This window comes from Pseudomonas lini (assembly GCF_964063345.1).
Lineage (GTDB): Bacteria > Pseudomonadota > Gammaproteobacteria > Pseudomonadales > Pseudomonadaceae > Aquipseudomonas > Aquipseudomonas lini_B.
Map to the genome: position 1 here is coordinate 149,172 of NZ_OZ061318.1, position 14,729 is coordinate 163,900.

At 55.7% G+C, this 14,729-nt stretch carries 13 protein-coding genes; 3 read left to right on the forward strand and 10 right to left on the reverse strand.

Annotated elements, in window-relative coordinates; all coding sequences use genetic code 11:
- Positions 1-111: 111 nt before the first annotated feature.
- The 3 genes from AB3226_RS00710 to fdhA all read left to right on the forward strand — a co-directional run bounded on the left by AB3226_RS00710 (position 112) and on the right by fdhA (position 3,285).
- The gene (locus AB3226_RS00710) at positions 112-879 is read left to right on the forward strand and encodes an SDR family NAD(P)-dependent oxidoreductase (protein ID WP_367371579.1); all 768 of its coding nucleotides are present in this window, start codon (positions 112-114) and stop codon (positions 877-879) included.
- Between the two features lie 12 nt (positions 880-891).
- On the forward strand, positions 892-1,647 hold the full coding sequence (locus AB3226_RS00715; RefSeq protein ID WP_367371580.1) for an SDR family NAD(P)-dependent oxidoreductase: 756 nt from the start codon (positions 892-894) through the stop codon (positions 1,645-1,647).
- 438 nt (positions 1,648-2,085) lie between these two features.
- The gene (fdhA, locus tag AB3226_RS00720; RefSeq protein WP_367371581.1) at positions 2,086-3,285 is read left to right on the forward strand and encodes a formaldehyde dehydrogenase, glutathione-independent; all 1,200 of its coding nucleotides are present in this window, start codon (positions 2,086-2,088) and stop codon (positions 3,283-3,285) included.
- Between the two features lie 203 nt (positions 3,286-3,488).
- On the opposite strand, the gene AB3226_RS00725 is transcribed toward fdhA, so the two are convergent.
- From AB3226_RS00725 to AB3226_RS00770, 10 genes are all read right to left on the reverse strand, one after another.
- Positions 3,489-4,316 carry a DMT family transporter gene (locus tag AB3226_RS00725; RefSeq protein ID WP_367371582.1) on the reverse strand — a complete coding sequence of 276 codons (828 nt, stop codon included), beginning with the start codon at positions 4,314-4,316 and terminating at the stop codon, positions 3,489-3,491.
- Between the two features lie 140 nt (positions 4,317-4,456).
- Positions 4,457-5,470 (reverse strand): GlxA family transcriptional regulator, encoded by a 1,014-nt coding sequence (locus tag AB3226_RS00730; RefSeq protein ID WP_367371583.1) that lies wholly within the window; start codon positions 5,468-5,470, stop codon positions 4,457-4,459.
- A gap of 37 nt (positions 5,471-5,507) precedes the next feature.
- The gene (locus AB3226_RS00735; RefSeq protein ID WP_367371584.1) at positions 5,508-6,506 is read right to left on the reverse strand and encodes a 4-hydroxyproline epimerase; all 999 of its coding nucleotides are present in this window, start codon (positions 6,504-6,506) and stop codon (positions 5,508-5,510) included.
- A gap of 12 nt (positions 6,507-6,518) precedes the next feature.
- Positions 6,519-7,367, reverse strand: a complete 849-nt coding sequence (locus AB3226_RS00740) for an ABC transporter permease (protein ID WP_367371585.1) — start codon at positions 7,365-7,367, stop codon at positions 6,519-6,521.
- Positions 7,364-8,212, reverse strand: coding sequence for an ABC transporter permease (locus AB3226_RS00745; protein ID WP_367371586.1), 849 nt, complete (start codon positions 8,210-8,212; stop codon positions 7,364-7,366). Before AB3226_RS00745 ends, AB3226_RS00740 begins: the two co-directional genes overlap by 4 nt.
- Positions 8,209-9,327 (reverse strand): glycine betaine/L-proline ABC transporter ATP-binding protein, encoded by a 1,119-nt coding sequence (locus AB3226_RS00750; RefSeq protein WP_367371587.1) that lies wholly within the window; start codon positions 9,325-9,327, stop codon positions 8,209-8,211. Before AB3226_RS00750 ends, AB3226_RS00745 begins: the two co-directional genes overlap by 4 nt.
- A 74-nt stretch (positions 9,328-9,401) precedes the next feature.
- Complete coding sequence (locus AB3226_RS00755) at positions 9,402-10,253, reverse strand: glycine betaine ABC transporter substrate-binding protein (RefSeq protein ID WP_367371588.1); 852 nt, start codon at positions 10,251-10,253, stop codon at positions 9,402-9,404.
- Between the two features lie 68 nt (positions 10,254-10,321).
- Positions 10,322-11,668: an NAD(P)/FAD-dependent oxidoreductase gene (locus tag AB3226_RS00760; RefSeq protein WP_367371589.1), complete on the reverse strand. Its 1,347-nt coding sequence runs from the start codon at positions 11,666-11,668 to the stop codon at positions 10,322-10,324.
- Positions 11,665-13,182: an aldehyde dehydrogenase gene (locus tag AB3226_RS00765; RefSeq protein WP_367371590.1), complete on the reverse strand. Its 1,518-nt coding sequence runs from the start codon at positions 13,180-13,182 to the stop codon at positions 11,665-11,667. Before AB3226_RS00765 ends, AB3226_RS00760 begins: the two co-directional genes overlap by 4 nt.
- Complete coding sequence (locus tag AB3226_RS00770) at positions 13,175-14,086, reverse strand: dihydrodipicolinate synthase family protein (RefSeq protein WP_367371591.1); 912 nt, start codon at positions 14,084-14,086, stop codon at positions 13,175-13,177. The genes AB3226_RS00765 and AB3226_RS00770 overlap by 8 nt, the downstream gene beginning before the upstream one ends.
- Positions 14,087-14,729 lie beyond the last annotated feature (643 nt).

Genomic DNA, 14,729 nt, shown 5'->3' on the forward strand with positions numbered 1-14,729 from the left:
AACTTTGGATAACGTCAGGTTATCTTTGGCCCAGCGAAAAAGTTGCTAGACGCTGCGATCCATTGAAATTAAATAATGGCTACCCCATAAACTTACCCGTTAGGTTGCCCGATGAAATTCAATAATAAAGTGGTGCTCATTACCGGCGCTGCCGGCGGTGTCGGACAGGCGTTAGCGTTATTGTTCGCCCGAGAAGGTGCAAAGCTTGTTTTGTCTGATCTTGACGAAGCCGGTTGCAAATCTATTTCCGCCAAAGTCCGTGACTTGGGCGCCGAAGTGCACTACCTGGCAGGCGACCTGCGCCAGAAAGAATATTGCGAAGCGATTGTCCAATCTGCCGTCGACACTTTTTCGGGGATCGATATCGTACTGAACAATGCAGGGATCATTCCCCGCGGCACGATTGAGGAAACCACTGACGACATGTGGTTCGACGCCATGGGCGTAAACCTGAATGCGGTGTTCTTCATCTGCCGTGCCGCGATACCGCACATGAAAAATCGCCCCGGCGCCGCGATCGTCAACACATCATCTGTCTGGGGCATTTATCCAGGGCCCGCCCACGTGGCGTATTGCACAAGCAAAGGAGCCGTCGCGGCTTTAACCAAGAATCTGGGCCGTGATTGCGCACCTTTGGGCATCCGTGTCAACGCCGTGTGCCCGCACGAAATCAATACCCCGATGATACGCAGCGGCTTTGAACGTCGCGGCCTGGATCCGGACAAGGCCGTGCAAGAACTGAACAAGAGCGTGCCATTAGGCCGTATCGCCGAGCCGGAAGACATTGCAGATGTCATCGCATTTCTGGCGTCCGACGAGGCCAGGTACATCGCCGGTGAAACGGTAGAAGTCACAGGCGCCAAGCCGGTATCCGGCTAAGGAGAAGTAGCGATGCTCAAAGGTAAAAATGTAGTGGTGACCGGGGGCGGCAGAGGGATTGGCCGAGGCATCACCGAACAATTGCTTGAGGCGGGAGCGTCTGTGTTGATCGCTCAGCGCCAGGCACTCGACGCCGACTTGCAAAATCATCCGCAAGTCTATTTCGTCGAGGCTGATCTCGCCTCGATGGAGTCACCCTGTTTGATTGCTCACTTCGCCCAGGAGCAGCTTGGCGGAGTCGATGTATTGGTTAACAACGCCGGGTTCATGTTCGAGAAATCCATTGATGATATGACCGAACAAGACTGGGATCGCATGATGGCTGTCAATCTGCGGGCGCCAGCGTTCTTGTGCAAAGCGTTGGTGCCGCAGATGCGTCAGCGAGGCGGTGGCAGCATCATCAACATCGGCTCGATCGAAGGGATAGGCGCGAACCCTGAACATGCCGCGTACTGTGCCTCCAAGGCCGGCATCCATGGGCTGACTCGAGCCTTGGCAATCGATCTCGGCCGGGACGGCATTCGCTGCAATGCCATTGCTCCGGGATGGATTAATTCCGAGTTGAGTGATGCGTACCTCGCCGCTCAAGCTGATCCCCGTTCGGCACGCCAGGCACTCCTGCGCCTTCACCCGGTCGGACGTACCGGATTGCCGACGGATGTTGGCGGGACAGTCGTTTTCCTGGCCTCGGAATCATCGGCCTTCATCACCGGACAGGTGCTGGTGGTGGATGGTGGACGCACGGCGAAACTGCCACTGCCGTTTTGATCGAATCAGTCCCACTTGCGACGGAGGGAGTCACTTACCCGCCTCCGTCGCAGGCTGCGCGGAGCCAGACTCTGGCCCGCTGCAAAATTTTGCACCAGTTGGTAAGTACTGCGTCCTCATAGAAGATCCAGGCTGAATCATAGACGCATTAGGTACGGAGGGTTGCATACCTCCAGCAAGCATCGGAACCGACGATAGGCGATTGTTCGGAGCATGCCGGAATCAGGTGGTGATTGGGTGCTAAATGCCCTCGCAGAGTGCTGATACCAGGCGTAGGATCGATACGATGACTGCTAATCACGCGTGGTTGGAAGGTAACTTCCAGCCGATCTACATTCACGCGCAAACGCAAGACATATACCGCCGCACTGTAAGGCCGCGGCCCCCCTTCGCAGTACAAGGGCCGTGTTCTCACAACAACAAAAGCGAGGTGAAAGCATGTCTGGTAATCGTGGTGTCGTGTATCTCGGCGCAGGCAAGGTCGAGGTGCAGACCATCCCCTATCCGAAAATGGAAGACCCGCGCGGCAAGCGCATCGACCATGGCGTGATCCTGCGCGTGGTTTCGACCAATATCTGCGGCTCCGACCAGCATATGGTACGTGGCCGGACCACGGCCCAGGTCGGGCTGGTGCTTGGCCATGAGATCACCGGCGAGGTGATCGAGAGGGGCCGTGACGTGGAAAACGTGCAGATCGGTGACCTGGTCTCGGTGCCGTTCAATGTCGCCTGCGGCCGTTGTCGCAGTTGCAAGGAACAGCACACCGGCGTCTGCCTGACGGTCAACCCGGCGCGCCCCGGCGGTGCCTATGGCTATGTGGACATGGGCGACTGGGTTGGCGGCCAGGCCGAATACGTGCTGGTGCCGTATGCCGACTTCAACCTGCTGAAGCTGCCCGACCGCGACAAGGCCATGGAGAAAATCCGCGACCTGACCTGCCTCTCCGATATCCTGCCGACCGGCTACCACGGCGCGGTGACCGCCGGTGTCGGCCCTGGCAGCACGGTGTATATCGCCGGTGCCGGCCCGGTCGGACTGGCTGCTGCCGCCTCCGCCCGCCTGCTGGGTGCGGCGGTGGTGATCGTCGGTGACGTCAATCCGCTGCGTCTGGCGCATGCCAAGGCCCAGGGCTTCGAGATCGCCGACCTGACCCAGGACACTCCGCTGCACGAGCAAATCGCCAACCTGCTCGGTGAGCCGGAAGTCGATTGTGCGGTCGATGCGGTCGGCTTCGAAGCCCGTGGCCACGGCCATGACGGCGCGCAGCACGAGGCCCCGGCCGATGTGCTCAACGCGCTGATGGGCGTGGTGCGGGTCGCCGGCAATATCGGCATCCCCGGTCTGTATGTCACCGAAGACCCGGGCGCGGTCAACAAAGCCGCCAAGCATGGCAGCCTGAACATCCGTTTCGGCCTCGGCTGGGCCAAGTCCCACAGCTTCCACACCGGCCAAACCCCGACGATGAAGTATAACCGTCAGCTGATGCAGGCGATCATGTGGGACCGGATCAACATTGCCGAGGTCGTCGGCGTGCAGGTGATCAGCCTGGACGACGCGCCGCGCGGTTACCACGAGTTCGATGCAGGGGTGCCGAAGAAATTCGTCATGGATCCGCACAAGCTGTTTAGCGCCGCCTAAGGAGCAGGTTGGGAAAAGGGCAGCTTTGAGCTGCCCTTTTTTATCGCCGTGCTCATCCAGGAAACCAACCACACATTGATTACTTCATATACTCAGGTACGTTCATGCCTTCGCTTTAATCGCATACAGCCCACCGATGATCACCAACGCTGCGCCGACAACTACCCAAGTATCCGGGCGCTCGGCAAAAACGATTACACCAATCAAAGTGGCGAACACCAGAAGCGCATATTGAAAGGCTGCAAGGTAGAAGCGGTCGCATATTTGAGCGCTTGAATAAGCAGTACCTGAGCGACTACTCCCGTCAATGACAAGATCCCCATCAAGAGGCCCTGAACCGGAGTCGGAGAAACCCATGCGGGCAGCCCCACAAATGTGATCGTCAGGGCACCCACACTTGCCATAAAAAGCATGTTCGTCGCAAAGGAATCGTGCTGACTAATTCGGCGCGTCAGTACATTGAACACTGCAAACCCCAAAGCAGACAGCAGGGGAATCAGCGCCGCGAGTTCAAAGACGCCCGCGCCAGGTCGGAGGATGATCAGTGTGCCGGCGAACCCTATGGCAGCCGCTATCCAACGTCGTAGCCCGACAAACTCTCCTAGCAGCCATCCCGCCAATGCCAAGGTCATCAAAGGGAACACCGCATAGAGAGCGTGCATTTCAGCCAGGCCTAAATAACGCAGCCCAACTCCGAACAGTACTATTTCACCCACGGCTAACAGCGCTCGAATGATTTGGAGCCAAGGATGCTTACTGCGAAATGACTCTTTGCCCTTACCTTGGTAGGCGGCATATCCGAGGGCAAAAATGACAAACACCCAATAGCGCACCATGACCAGTTGGGCAACCGGGAAGTCTTTGACAAGTACCTTGGTTATTCCGTCCTGGCTCGCAAAGATAAGCATTGAGAGCAGGCACAGGAAAATCCCGAGCTGGGGCCTTGCGACCCCAGGACCAGCGGCAACGGCGGGCGCAGTTAAGTACGCCGTGTTTTTTGTTTGATCGTTCTTCAATCGCACTTCGGTCATGTCCTCCTCCTTAGCGTGCCAGCAACATCAGGTCTTGAAGCGTTTCACTAACGGATCCAGCACAAACAGCAACGCCACGAAGTCGATAGCCCCACCGTCGCGGTAAACCCCACCAGTCATAAAGGTTGAACAGGCGTTCTTTACTTCACCAGCCGCGTTTCTCTGGAAGGCCGGTAACCAAAATACGAGCTGTAGCATTTGCTGAAATGGCTCGGTGAAACAAAGCCGCATGCGACCAGCACATCAACCTGAGACAGCTCTGTGTGCTGAAGCAATCGCCGTGCTTCGGTAATGCGTAATTCCAGGTAATACCGTTGCGGTGTGCTACCCAGTTGTTCTTTGAACAAACGCTCTATTTGTCGACGGGAACGTCCGGCATAGGCCGCCAGTTGTTCCATTTGCAGCGGCTCTTCAAGGTTGGCGTCCATCAGCTTGACCACCTCTTTAAGGGGGGCGCTCAACGAGATGTTCTGCGTCGGTTTGATGCGCCGATACCGCGACTCTTCGAAAGAAAGAATATCCTCGATGCCCTCGACGAGTGCCTTGCCGTGCAACCCCTTGATCCACTCCAGGGCCATGTGAAAAGCACCCGCTGGACTTGAAGCCGTGAGCCGGTCTCGATCCACGACAAAGGCTTCACTGGTGACATGCGTGACTTTTGAAATTTCTGCGAGCGCGGGTCGGTGCTCGGGATGAATCGCACAACGATACCCTTCCAGCAAACCTGACACGCCCAAAAACCACGCCCCATTCCACAGTCCGGCCAGTGTGATACCAAGCTCTGATGCTGTTTTGAGGAGGCTGATCAGCTCGTGATTGACTTTGAGTTCCGTGCGGTAGCCGCCGCATATGACCAACAAATTAAGGTCTTTAAGTGCTGCGACCTCCAGGCGCGCATCAGGCCGAATGACCAGGCCAAGGTCGCTGGTGACCTCACCGTCTTGCAACCCGAAGGTTCGTGAAGAGAACGACGCGGGATGCAAAAGGTTGGCGGTGACAATCGTATCGAGCGCTTGCGTAAATGCAGGCAGCGAGAAGTGCTCGAGCAATAAAAAACCGGCCCGGGCATGAGACGTCGGCGCTACCCGAATCTCCCCCAGATAACGGAGGTTTTTACCCTTCATGCACCCGCTAAAATCTCGTCGCTCGATCACTTTACGCCTCGCTTCTTTACTCTAACGAACGCACTGTCTATGCGAGCTGGAACCCGTGGGCCAGAGGGTCTTTGTCATCTACGAAAATGGTGTTGTGGCCTATCACCTCAGCCCAGCCGCTGACACTTGGCTTCATGCCGTCGAAGCTTGCGACTTTTACCGACGCCTCAACCTTTCCTTCGTAGATAGTACCGATCAGACTTTCAAGTCGATAAATGTCGCCGACGTTCAGTCGTCCCTTTCCAAAGAGCTGAGCCATCCGGGCCGAGGTACCGGTACCACCGGGAGAACGATCAATCGCTTTATCACCGTAGAACACTGCACAGCGGCCATGCACGGTTCTGCTTTGTGGTTTGTCACACCAGATAATGTGGTGAACACCACTGATTCTGCTGTTCTCCGGATGCACAGGGTCACAAATGTCCGAGAGCGCTGCGCGCAGTTTCTGGCTCAATCCCACGATGTCGGCCGTCGTCTGCCCTTCTAGTCCAGTCCAACATTCCTGTGGTTCGACTACCGCGTAGAAATTCCCGCCGTAGGCGATGTCCACCGTAAATGTTCCAATGCCAGGAACTTCCACCACCACATCAGCGCTGTGCAGGTAGCTGGCGACATTGAACAAGCGAATGGACTCAACAAATTCGCCGCCCAGGGTGTATTCGACATCGACACGTCCTGCCGGTGTTTCAATGGCGAGTTTTCCCGCCTCGCGAGGCGTCACCAAGCCCTCTTCAATGACCACGGTCGATAATCCGATGGTGCCCGCTCCACACATCGGCAGGCAGCCGCTGACTTCGATAAACAACGCACCGAAGTCGCAGTCGTCACGTACCGATGGATAGATAATGACGCCAGACATGATGTCGTGCCCTCGAGGCTCGAACATCAATGCGGTGCGTACCCAGTCGTGGTCACGTACGAAAATATCGCGACGTTCCGCCATCGATACGGAGGGCATCAGCGGTGCTCCGCCCGCTACAACCCGAACCGGGTTGCCACACGCGTGCGAATCAATGCAAAAAAAGCTGCGTCTCATGCTGATGCCCTTTCAAAGGAGTTTGCTGGGGGAGTGACGCTGCAACGCGCCCCGTGACAGTCGATCCAGCAGCAGCGCAATAGCGACAATGGCCAGGCCCGCTCGAAGCCCCAAGCCCATCTCCATCCTGGAGAGGCCACGGGTCACTTCAGCCCCCAGACCGCCCGCCCCCACCAGACCGGCCAACACCACCATTGCCAACGACATGAGGATGCATTGGTTCAGGCCTACCAACAGCGTGGGTGCGGCAGTCGGCAGTTCAATTTTGAACAGAATGTCTTTAGGTGAAGCACCGGATGCCTGGCCCAGTTCAAGGAGATCCTTGGGCAGCTGTTTGAAGGCCAGGGTCGTCAATCTGAGCATCGGCGGGATGCCGTAAACAATCGTTGCGATGATCGCGGGCACCCGTCCCAAACTGAACAACATCACGGCGGGGATCAGGTAAACCCAGGGTGGCACCGTTTGCATGATGTTCAGAATCGGCAGCAATGCTTCATCGACACGCTTCACCCGGGCAGCCAGAACCCCCAGCGGGAAAGCGATGGACACCGAGATCAGGACGGCCACACTGACGAGCGCGATCGTCTGGATGGACGCGATCCAAAGGCCCGCGAACAAACAGAAAGCCAACATCACCGCAGCGAAAACAGCGACCCGCTTATTGGCAAAAAAGAACGCCGCAACGACGACAATTCCGATGAGTAAATACGGATGGGGAGCAAGCAGCGCTCCCTCCACTGCACCGAGTACCGCCTCAACGACCTGACTGATCCCTTTGAACAAGCCATGTAAATTCGTGTTCAGCCAATCAACGGCAGGCGCCAGGTAATCGCCTGGAGAAAATTGAATGTGCGTTGTCATTGAGAAGTCCCCACCCGCGTCTGTGCAGCGCTCTGCGCCAGACGATCCAGAATCATGGTCAGAATGACGATAGCGATGGCTGCGTTGATCGACTTGGCGATATCCAATGTACGAACGGACCCGTAAATCGCCTCGCCCAAACCGCCCGAACCTACAATGCCGGCAATGACGACCATGCCGAATGCCATCATCAGGCTTTGGTTAACGCCGGCCATGATGCTGGGCATGGCGAACGGTAAGCGGATCTTGAAAAACATCTGCATCCCCGTCACGCCGCTGGCGTCTCCCAATTCGATGAACTCCTTGGGCGTCATGCGAATACCCAGGGATGTCAGTCGTAGAGCGGGGGGAAGCGCGACGATAAAAGTCGCCAACAGCGCCGTGGCGGGGCCGTAGCCGAGCAGCGCAATGGCCGGTAGCAGGTAGATGTAAGGCGGCATCGTCTGGATCAAATCCAGACAAGGATCAACCACACGATCAAAGGCCGGCGCCAAACCCGCGATGACTCCCAGCGGAATGGCGACCGCCAGTGCCAACACGGTAGCGGTGAGCACCAATGCAAGCGTACTGACTGTTTCTGGCCACAAACCGATGATGTCGCAAAGCAACAATGCCAGACCTGAGAGAATCGCGAAGCGGACGCCAACAACACGCCAGCCAATCAACGCCATGACGATCGCTACGACGTAATGCGCTGGAAAAGCGATACACCACAGCACGCCTTGGTAAATGCCGTTCAGCACCGCATTGAAGGCATCGAACACGAACTCGCCATTATCCGAAAGCCATTCCAGCCCTGTATCAATGGATGCATCAAACTGACTGGAGAAGTCCGGCGTGCTCATGCGGACGCCTCCATCGCATTGGCAGCTGTTACGGGCGCCAATTCATTGGGAATACCTTGCACGCCCCGCAGCAGATCACGGGGGGTAATGATCCCCACCACTGTTCCTTTATCGACGACCGCAAGTGCGTCGCGCTCGGACTTCATCGTCAATCCGATAAGTTCATTGATGTCGGCGTCAAGCGAGGTTTTGCTGAGCCTGGAGATGTCGCACGTCGGGTGTGTTGCCTTGTAGGCCTGGACCGACGTCATGACCGAGTGAGCCTTCACCAGATGCAGTCGGGAAATGCCGGCGACAAATTCCGCCACGTAGTCGTCAGCCGGGTTGAGCACGATCTCCTCGGCGGTGCCGACCTGAATGATGGCGCCATCCTTCATGATCGCAATGCGGTCACCGATGCGGATGGCCTCGTCCAGGTCGTGTGTAATAAACACCGCGGACTTGCCCAACTCCTTGGTCAGCTGGCGGAACTCATCTTGCAACTGTCGGCGAATCAGCGGATCAAGCGCGCTGAAAGGCTCATCCATCAAAATCACTTCTGGATCGGCAGTCAGTGCACGTGCCAGTCCGACCCGTTGCTGCATGCCCCCGGACAGCTCGCTCGGATAGCGCGAAGTCCACTCGCTCAATCCGACCTTCGCCAGCGCCTGCTCGGCCACTTTGTAACGTTCAGCCTTGCCCACACCCTGCACTTCCAGGCCAAACGCGGTGTTCTCAAGAACCGTACGGTTCGGCAGCAAGGCCACGCTTTGAAAAACCATACCGATGTGACGCGCCCTCACCTCTCGCAGCTGTGCCGGCGACAAGGATGAAACGTCTTTGCCTTTGACCAGCACCTTACCCGAGCTAGGCGTGATCAGTTTGTTCAGCAACCTTATAAGGGTGGATTTGCCACTGCCGGACAACCCCATGATGCAAAAGATTTCCCCCCGGCGAACCTGGAGACTGACATCGGAAACCCCGACCACGCAGCCGTAATTTTGCAGGATCTGGGTCTTTGAAAGACCCTGCTGGACAACCGCATCCATGGCTGCCGGTGCGCTTTTACCGAAGATTTTCCAAACCGACTGGCAATCCACCAGCACTTCGTCAGTATTAATTGTGGCCATTGTCATTTCGCAATCCATCGAACCAGTTGTTTGCTGGTTTTTTAATTAATCAAAGGGCGGCAGTGGCAAACAAACAAAATTTAATAGTTCTTGATATTTCCCCAACGATTTACAAGATCGGTATGACTGTCAATCCAGCCCTTGATAGCCTCGTCCATGGTCTTGCCATCCTTGACTTCAGCATTCATTGCGGTGATGTCGGTGATGGGTACATAAACGCTGGCCATTAGTTCACGCGCACGCGGATTGGCTTCCGCGAAGCCTTTGTGTCCGATCCAGTAATAACCCTGCAATGGAGGGAAGACCCCTTTTGGATCTTTCAGGAATTTGAGATCAAACTTCTTGGTCATCCATGAAGGATCCCAAACGGTTACCGCCACCCATTCCTTGCGATCGACTGCCGACTTTAGAGCCGCGGTCATTGCCGAGGTACTGCCTTCGACCAGCTTGAGCTTGATGTCGTACGCTTTGACCACGTTGTTCGCGTCACTCATCAGACCCGAACCAGGCTCGATGCCTATGATTCTGTTCCCCAGTTTGTCCGCGTTTGCGTTCAGCTGTTCAATGGAGTCGATGTCCACGTAACTGGGTACTGCCATGCCCTGATAAAGACCAAAGGAGACCGGTGACAGCTTCTCGATTTTGTTTTTGTTCTTTTTCCAATAATCGGCGGCGGCATAATCAATCTGGGATGCCAACACCTGAATATCCCCTTTGCTGAGTGCGGCGTAGGCGATACCCCACTCGGAAAACTCCACAACTTTTACGGTATACCCAGCGTTCTCAAGTACCTTCTTGGTTATACCGGTAATGGGCACTAAATCCTCCCAAGACATGGTCCCCATTACGATGTTTTTTTCTTCTGCCTGTGCCTGCAAACTCATCATGCCCACAAGCGCGAGCGCGCAGAATGCCTTCCAAATATTCTTCATGGATTGTTCCGTTCTTATTAGTAACTTATTAAACGGCCTTTATAGAAAAAGCCGACAACTTAAACTTGTTAACCTTCTCGCCCGGCCCAAAATTCATGCCAACGAATGACCGAACTGACGCCCAGCTTCGTTATTATCTTGGGGGGTAGCCTGCTGGGTCCTGGCGCGTGACTGAAACTGTCCAGAAGATCAGTACGTGTACCTGACGCCAACTCCGCCGCCATTACACCTGCCAAGGTGCTCTTGACCGTTCCCAACCCATTTTCGCAGCAAGCCGAATACAGGTTTTCTTCGATCTCGCCAAATGCAGCGGCGCTGTTACGGCTCAAACACAGACGGCCGGCCCAGCTGAACTCCAATGCAGTGGATTTCAATTCGGGAAAGCGTGCATCCAAGGAGTGTCGCTGTTCTTTGGCAACCGCAGCTACACGCTCTGGGGTGACCTGGATACTCGGGTCATAGGTGAATTTTGTCCGGATGACGATACGTGAGAGACCGTCTGTAGAGATTTTACGAACAGTCGCTCCCATTGGATCAGCCGGCAACAATGCCCACCTGGCTTTACCCGGCACGTCTTTCTTGAATGCATCATCGCTGTACGGTGCCGTCATGGAGGCATACGTAAACACGTGCAGCAGGCGTCCTTGATAATGGCCAAAGTCTTCAATGTGCCCGTTAACCCCCAGAATGACCTTGGGTGCTTGCACCGTCCCGTTATGAGATCGAGCGATCCAGCCGCTACCCTGTTTCGACAATTCAATAACTGGAGAGCGCTCAAAGAGAGTGATTTTCCCTTCCAGCCCTGCTGCCAGGTCTCTGATGTACTGTGCGGGTTGAATCAACACTGCGCCGGGGGTATAGATCCCACCGTGGTAATAGGTGGACCCGGTGATTTCGCGCATTTGCGCTGCATCCAACATCTCGAACTTTTCGCCAATGCGCTCAAGGGATTTGGCGTAATTGACGTTCAGCTTCAATCCCCGCTCAGTGGCAGCCGCGTTGATCTTCCCGGAAGGGTCGAACGTGTCGGCAGACATGCCGTACTCCCGCGCAGCTTCAGCGGCAAAAGCGATGGCAAAACGATTTTGGGTGATTTCCAGCGCCGTTGCAGACTCACTCGCCACCGAGTATTCCCCGGACGACAGACTGTGTGGCACATCGATCATGAAGCCAGAGTTTCTGCCCGCCGGCCCCTTGGCGACTTCATGAGCATCGACCACGACAATGCTGTCGCCAGGGTGTAACTGTGAAAGTCTGCGTGCGGCGGAAAGGCCGGCAAAACCGGCACCGATTATCAGCCAATCCGCCGTCACGTCTCCATCAAGCATGCGGACAGGCGCAGTGCGTGTGGAAATCGCCTCCCAACCTGAAACCCCGGTGTCTACCGGCAGACGCTTGATGGTATGGGTGCTCATTTTTCAGTCTCTTCATCCGACCGATCAGACACATCGATCCAGATGGTTTTGATTTCGGTGTACTGGTCATGGGCAAAAATGGATTTGTCCCGACCGCCAAACCCTGATTCCTTGTAGCCGCCGAAAGGCGTCGACGCATCACCCTCGCCAAAACAGTTCACGGTGACGATGCCGGCGCGGATTTCTCGAGACAATTTGATCGCCCGACGCAGGCTGCCGGTATAAACAGAGGCCGCCAGGCCGTACACCGTGTCATTGGCCAGCGCAATGGCTTCGGAGAGCGTATTGAAGGTGGTCACCGAAAGAATCGGGCCGAAGATCTCTTCCTGGAACAGCCGGTTGTCTCGACCGACACCGTCAATCACGGTCGGCTCTACGAAGGCACCGTCTTTGGTCGCGCCGCCGTACACGACTGCGAGCTTCCCGGCGGCGGCATGCTCAAGGTACGACTTCACTTTGGCGAAATGCTCAGGGCTGACCAGCGACCCTACGCGGTTCTGCGGATCGAGTGGGTCGCCCATCTTCCATTCGCGGATGTAGGCGCCCATGCGCTCGAGCAGCTCATCTTTGACCGACGCATGGACGATCAGACGCGAGGTCGCGGAGCAGTTCTCGCCCATATTCCAGAACGCGCCATTGACGACATGCTGAGCGACGAGATCCAAATCCTGGGCATCGTCCATCACCACCGCCGGATTTTTCCCGCCGCACTCAAGCACGATGCGTTTCAGGTTCGAATCGGCTGCGTAATGCAGGAAACGGCGGCCGGTCGCGGTGGATCCGGTGAAGCTCACCATGTCGACGTCGTTGTGCAAGCCAATCGGCTCGCCGACCTCTTTGCCCGTGCCGGTCACAATGTTGAGGACACCGGCGGGTATACCGGCTTCAAACGCCAGCTGAGCAACGCGCAACGTGGTCAGCGAGGTTTGTTCAGCAGGTTTGACGATGACCGAACAGCCCGCAGCGAGCGCCGGGCCGATTTTCCAGGCCAGCATCAGCAGCGGGAAGTTCCAGGGCAATACGCAGCCCACCACGCCGATCGGCTCCCGAACTACCATGGTCAGCGCGTCGCTGCCCACTGGGGCGGTGTTGTCATAAATCTTGTCGATCAGTTCTGCGTGCCAGCGGATCGTGTGAATGGTGTCCGGGATGTCGACCAACTGACATTCACTCACAGGCTTGCCGCTGTCGAGACTTTCGAGGACGGCCAGTTCGTGTTGATGGCTTTCAAGTAGATTCGCGAACTTCAGCAGAACCGCTTTGCGCTCCCTGGGAGAAATCGATCTCCAGCGTCCATCCTCGAAAGCCTCCTTGGCGTTACTCACCGCATAGTCGACATCCTCGGACGAACAGGCTGCGACGTCGGTCAAAAAGTCACCAGTCGCCGGATTGTTCGTGGCGAAGGTTTTGCCCGAGATCGCGGGTTTAAACGCGCCATTGATGAACGCCTTGGATGGCAACGAAATGTCTTTGGCCAGAGCGGCATATTCGGCCTTGCTCAGAAGATCACCCATGGCTGGCTCCCGAAGAAATGTTGGCTACGTTACGTTTGAGTTCAGTAATGACCGACGCGAAACTCTGCTTTTCGTCCGCTTCAAGTGGCTGCAATGGCAGGCGCACGTTACCGACTTTCAATCCGGCAACTTCGCAGCCGTACTTGATCGACTGCACGAACTTGCCGCCGTCCAGGGCATTCATCAGCGGCATCATCGCCGACATGATTTGACGGCCTTTGTCGAAGTTCTTTTCGATCACGCAAGCTTCATAGAGCGCTACGTGCTCCTTGGGCAGGAAGTTGGAACCTGCGCACACCCAACTGCGAGCGCCCCAGGCAAAAAATTCGAGGGCCTGGTCGTCCCATCCGCAGGACAAGGCGATGTTGGGGAACTGCCGGGCCAGCATATGCACCTGGCCCATGTCGCCGGAACTTTCCTTGATGGCGACGACGTTTTTCGATTGGCTGACACGCGTGAAATATTCTTCATCCATCGAAACGCACATGCGCCCCGGATAGTTGTAAAGCATGATCGGCAAGTCCGCTGCGCGATCGATAGTGAGCGCGTGAATCGCGTTTTCCTGCGAGGTTGGCAGCGCATAAGGTGGGGACGTGACGAGAATGGCGTCCGCTTTGATCGCTTTGGCATCCTTGGCATACTGCACGGCATCTTCGGTGCGAATCGCCCCGGTACTGACGATCAGTTGCACCCGAGTGCCGATCACATCTTTGGCGTAGGCCGCCAACTCGGTGCGTTCTTCCGAAGTCTGCGCATAATACTCGCCGGTCGACCCGCCGATAATAATGCCGTGCACCTTCGCCTCAATCAGCGACTCCAAAACTTCCGAGTACACATTCCAGTCAATCTCCCCATCAGAGTTATAAGGAGTTACTGCTGGCGTATAAATACCTTCAAATTTCAAGATAAATGCTCCGAATGCGAGTTAGGTGGAAGATCAACGAGCGCGTTAGCTTTGATGCCTGAGGCGCGATAAACATCTCCATGTTTTCACGGGACAGTTCCCAATGCTCAAACACGGGATCAACTACGGTACTTTGGTTAACTGTTGAATCCAGACTGGCATGGGCAAAGAAGGCGGTCAATAGAGTGGATTTCTGGCGTATACATCTCTAGAGGGGTGCTTCATACGTCCTGAAAAACAATTTCTCCTTTATTTTCAATGATTTGAAATTTTCTCATCAGCACCCCGACGTCAATCGATAACATTTGTTTATGCATTGATAAGAGTAAATGTTTCTTGTTGATGCATGATTGCCGTCGTAGCCTTACAACAGCGATATTCTACCGACGAATTGGATAACAGAATTTCTCGTACATTCGTTCCATTAGTTAGGATCTGTTTGTCCGGGCTCGAATAAGGTGCTGTAGAAATATTCCTATTGATGCAACATCGGCACTACAGAAATGTCTGCATTAGTAAGGATTCGCGGATAAAAGCAGCACGGTTTGATGGGCTTGCATCCACAGACGGTACTGCGAATTCAAGACCGTTTGGCCTCACCTCGCTGAGCAGGCTGAACGTGTCGCCCCTTGGTATTTTGGAG

Coding starts and splice junctions, on each gene's coding strand:
- AB3226_RS00735 (WP_367371584.1), bottom strand. CDS start 6,506: ATGAGACGCAGCTTTTTTTGCATTGATTCGCACGCGTGTGGCAACCCG.
- AB3226_RS00755 (WP_367371588.1), bottom strand. CDS start 10,253: ATGAAGAATATTTGGAAGGCATTCTGCGCGCTCGCGCTTGTGGGCATG.
- AB3226_RS00725 (WP_367371582.1), bottom strand. CDS start 4,316: ATGACCGAAGTGCGATTGAAGAACGATCAAACAAAAAACACGGCGTAC.
- AB3226_RS00710 (WP_367371579.1), top strand. CDS start 112: ATGAAATTCAATAATAAAGTGGTGCTCATTACCGGCGCTGCCGGCGGT.
- AB3226_RS00750 (WP_367371587.1), bottom strand. CDS start 9,327: ATGACAATGGCCACAATTAATACTGACGAAGTGCTGGTGGATTGCCAG.
- AB3226_RS00765 (WP_367371590.1), bottom strand. CDS start 13,182: ATGGGTGATCTTCTGAGCAAGGCCGAATATGCCGCTCTGGCCAAAGAC.
- AB3226_RS00715 (WP_367371580.1), top strand. CDS start 892: ATGCTCAAAGGTAAAAATGTAGTGGTGACCGGGGGCGGCAGAGGGATT.
- AB3226_RS00740 (WP_367371585.1), bottom strand. CDS start 7,367: ATGACAACGCACATTCAATTTTCTCCAGGCGATTACCTGGCGCCTGCC.
- AB3226_RS00760 (WP_367371589.1), bottom strand. CDS start 11,668: ATGAGCACCCATACCATCAAGCGTCTGCCGGTAGACACCGGGGTTTCA.
- AB3226_RS00745 (WP_367371586.1), bottom strand. CDS start 8,212: ATGAGCACGCCGGACTTCTCCAGTCAGTTTGATGCATCCATTGATACA.
- fdhA (WP_367371581.1), top strand. CDS start 2,086: ATGTCTGGTAATCGTGGTGTCGTGTATCTCGGCGCAGGCAAGGTCGAG.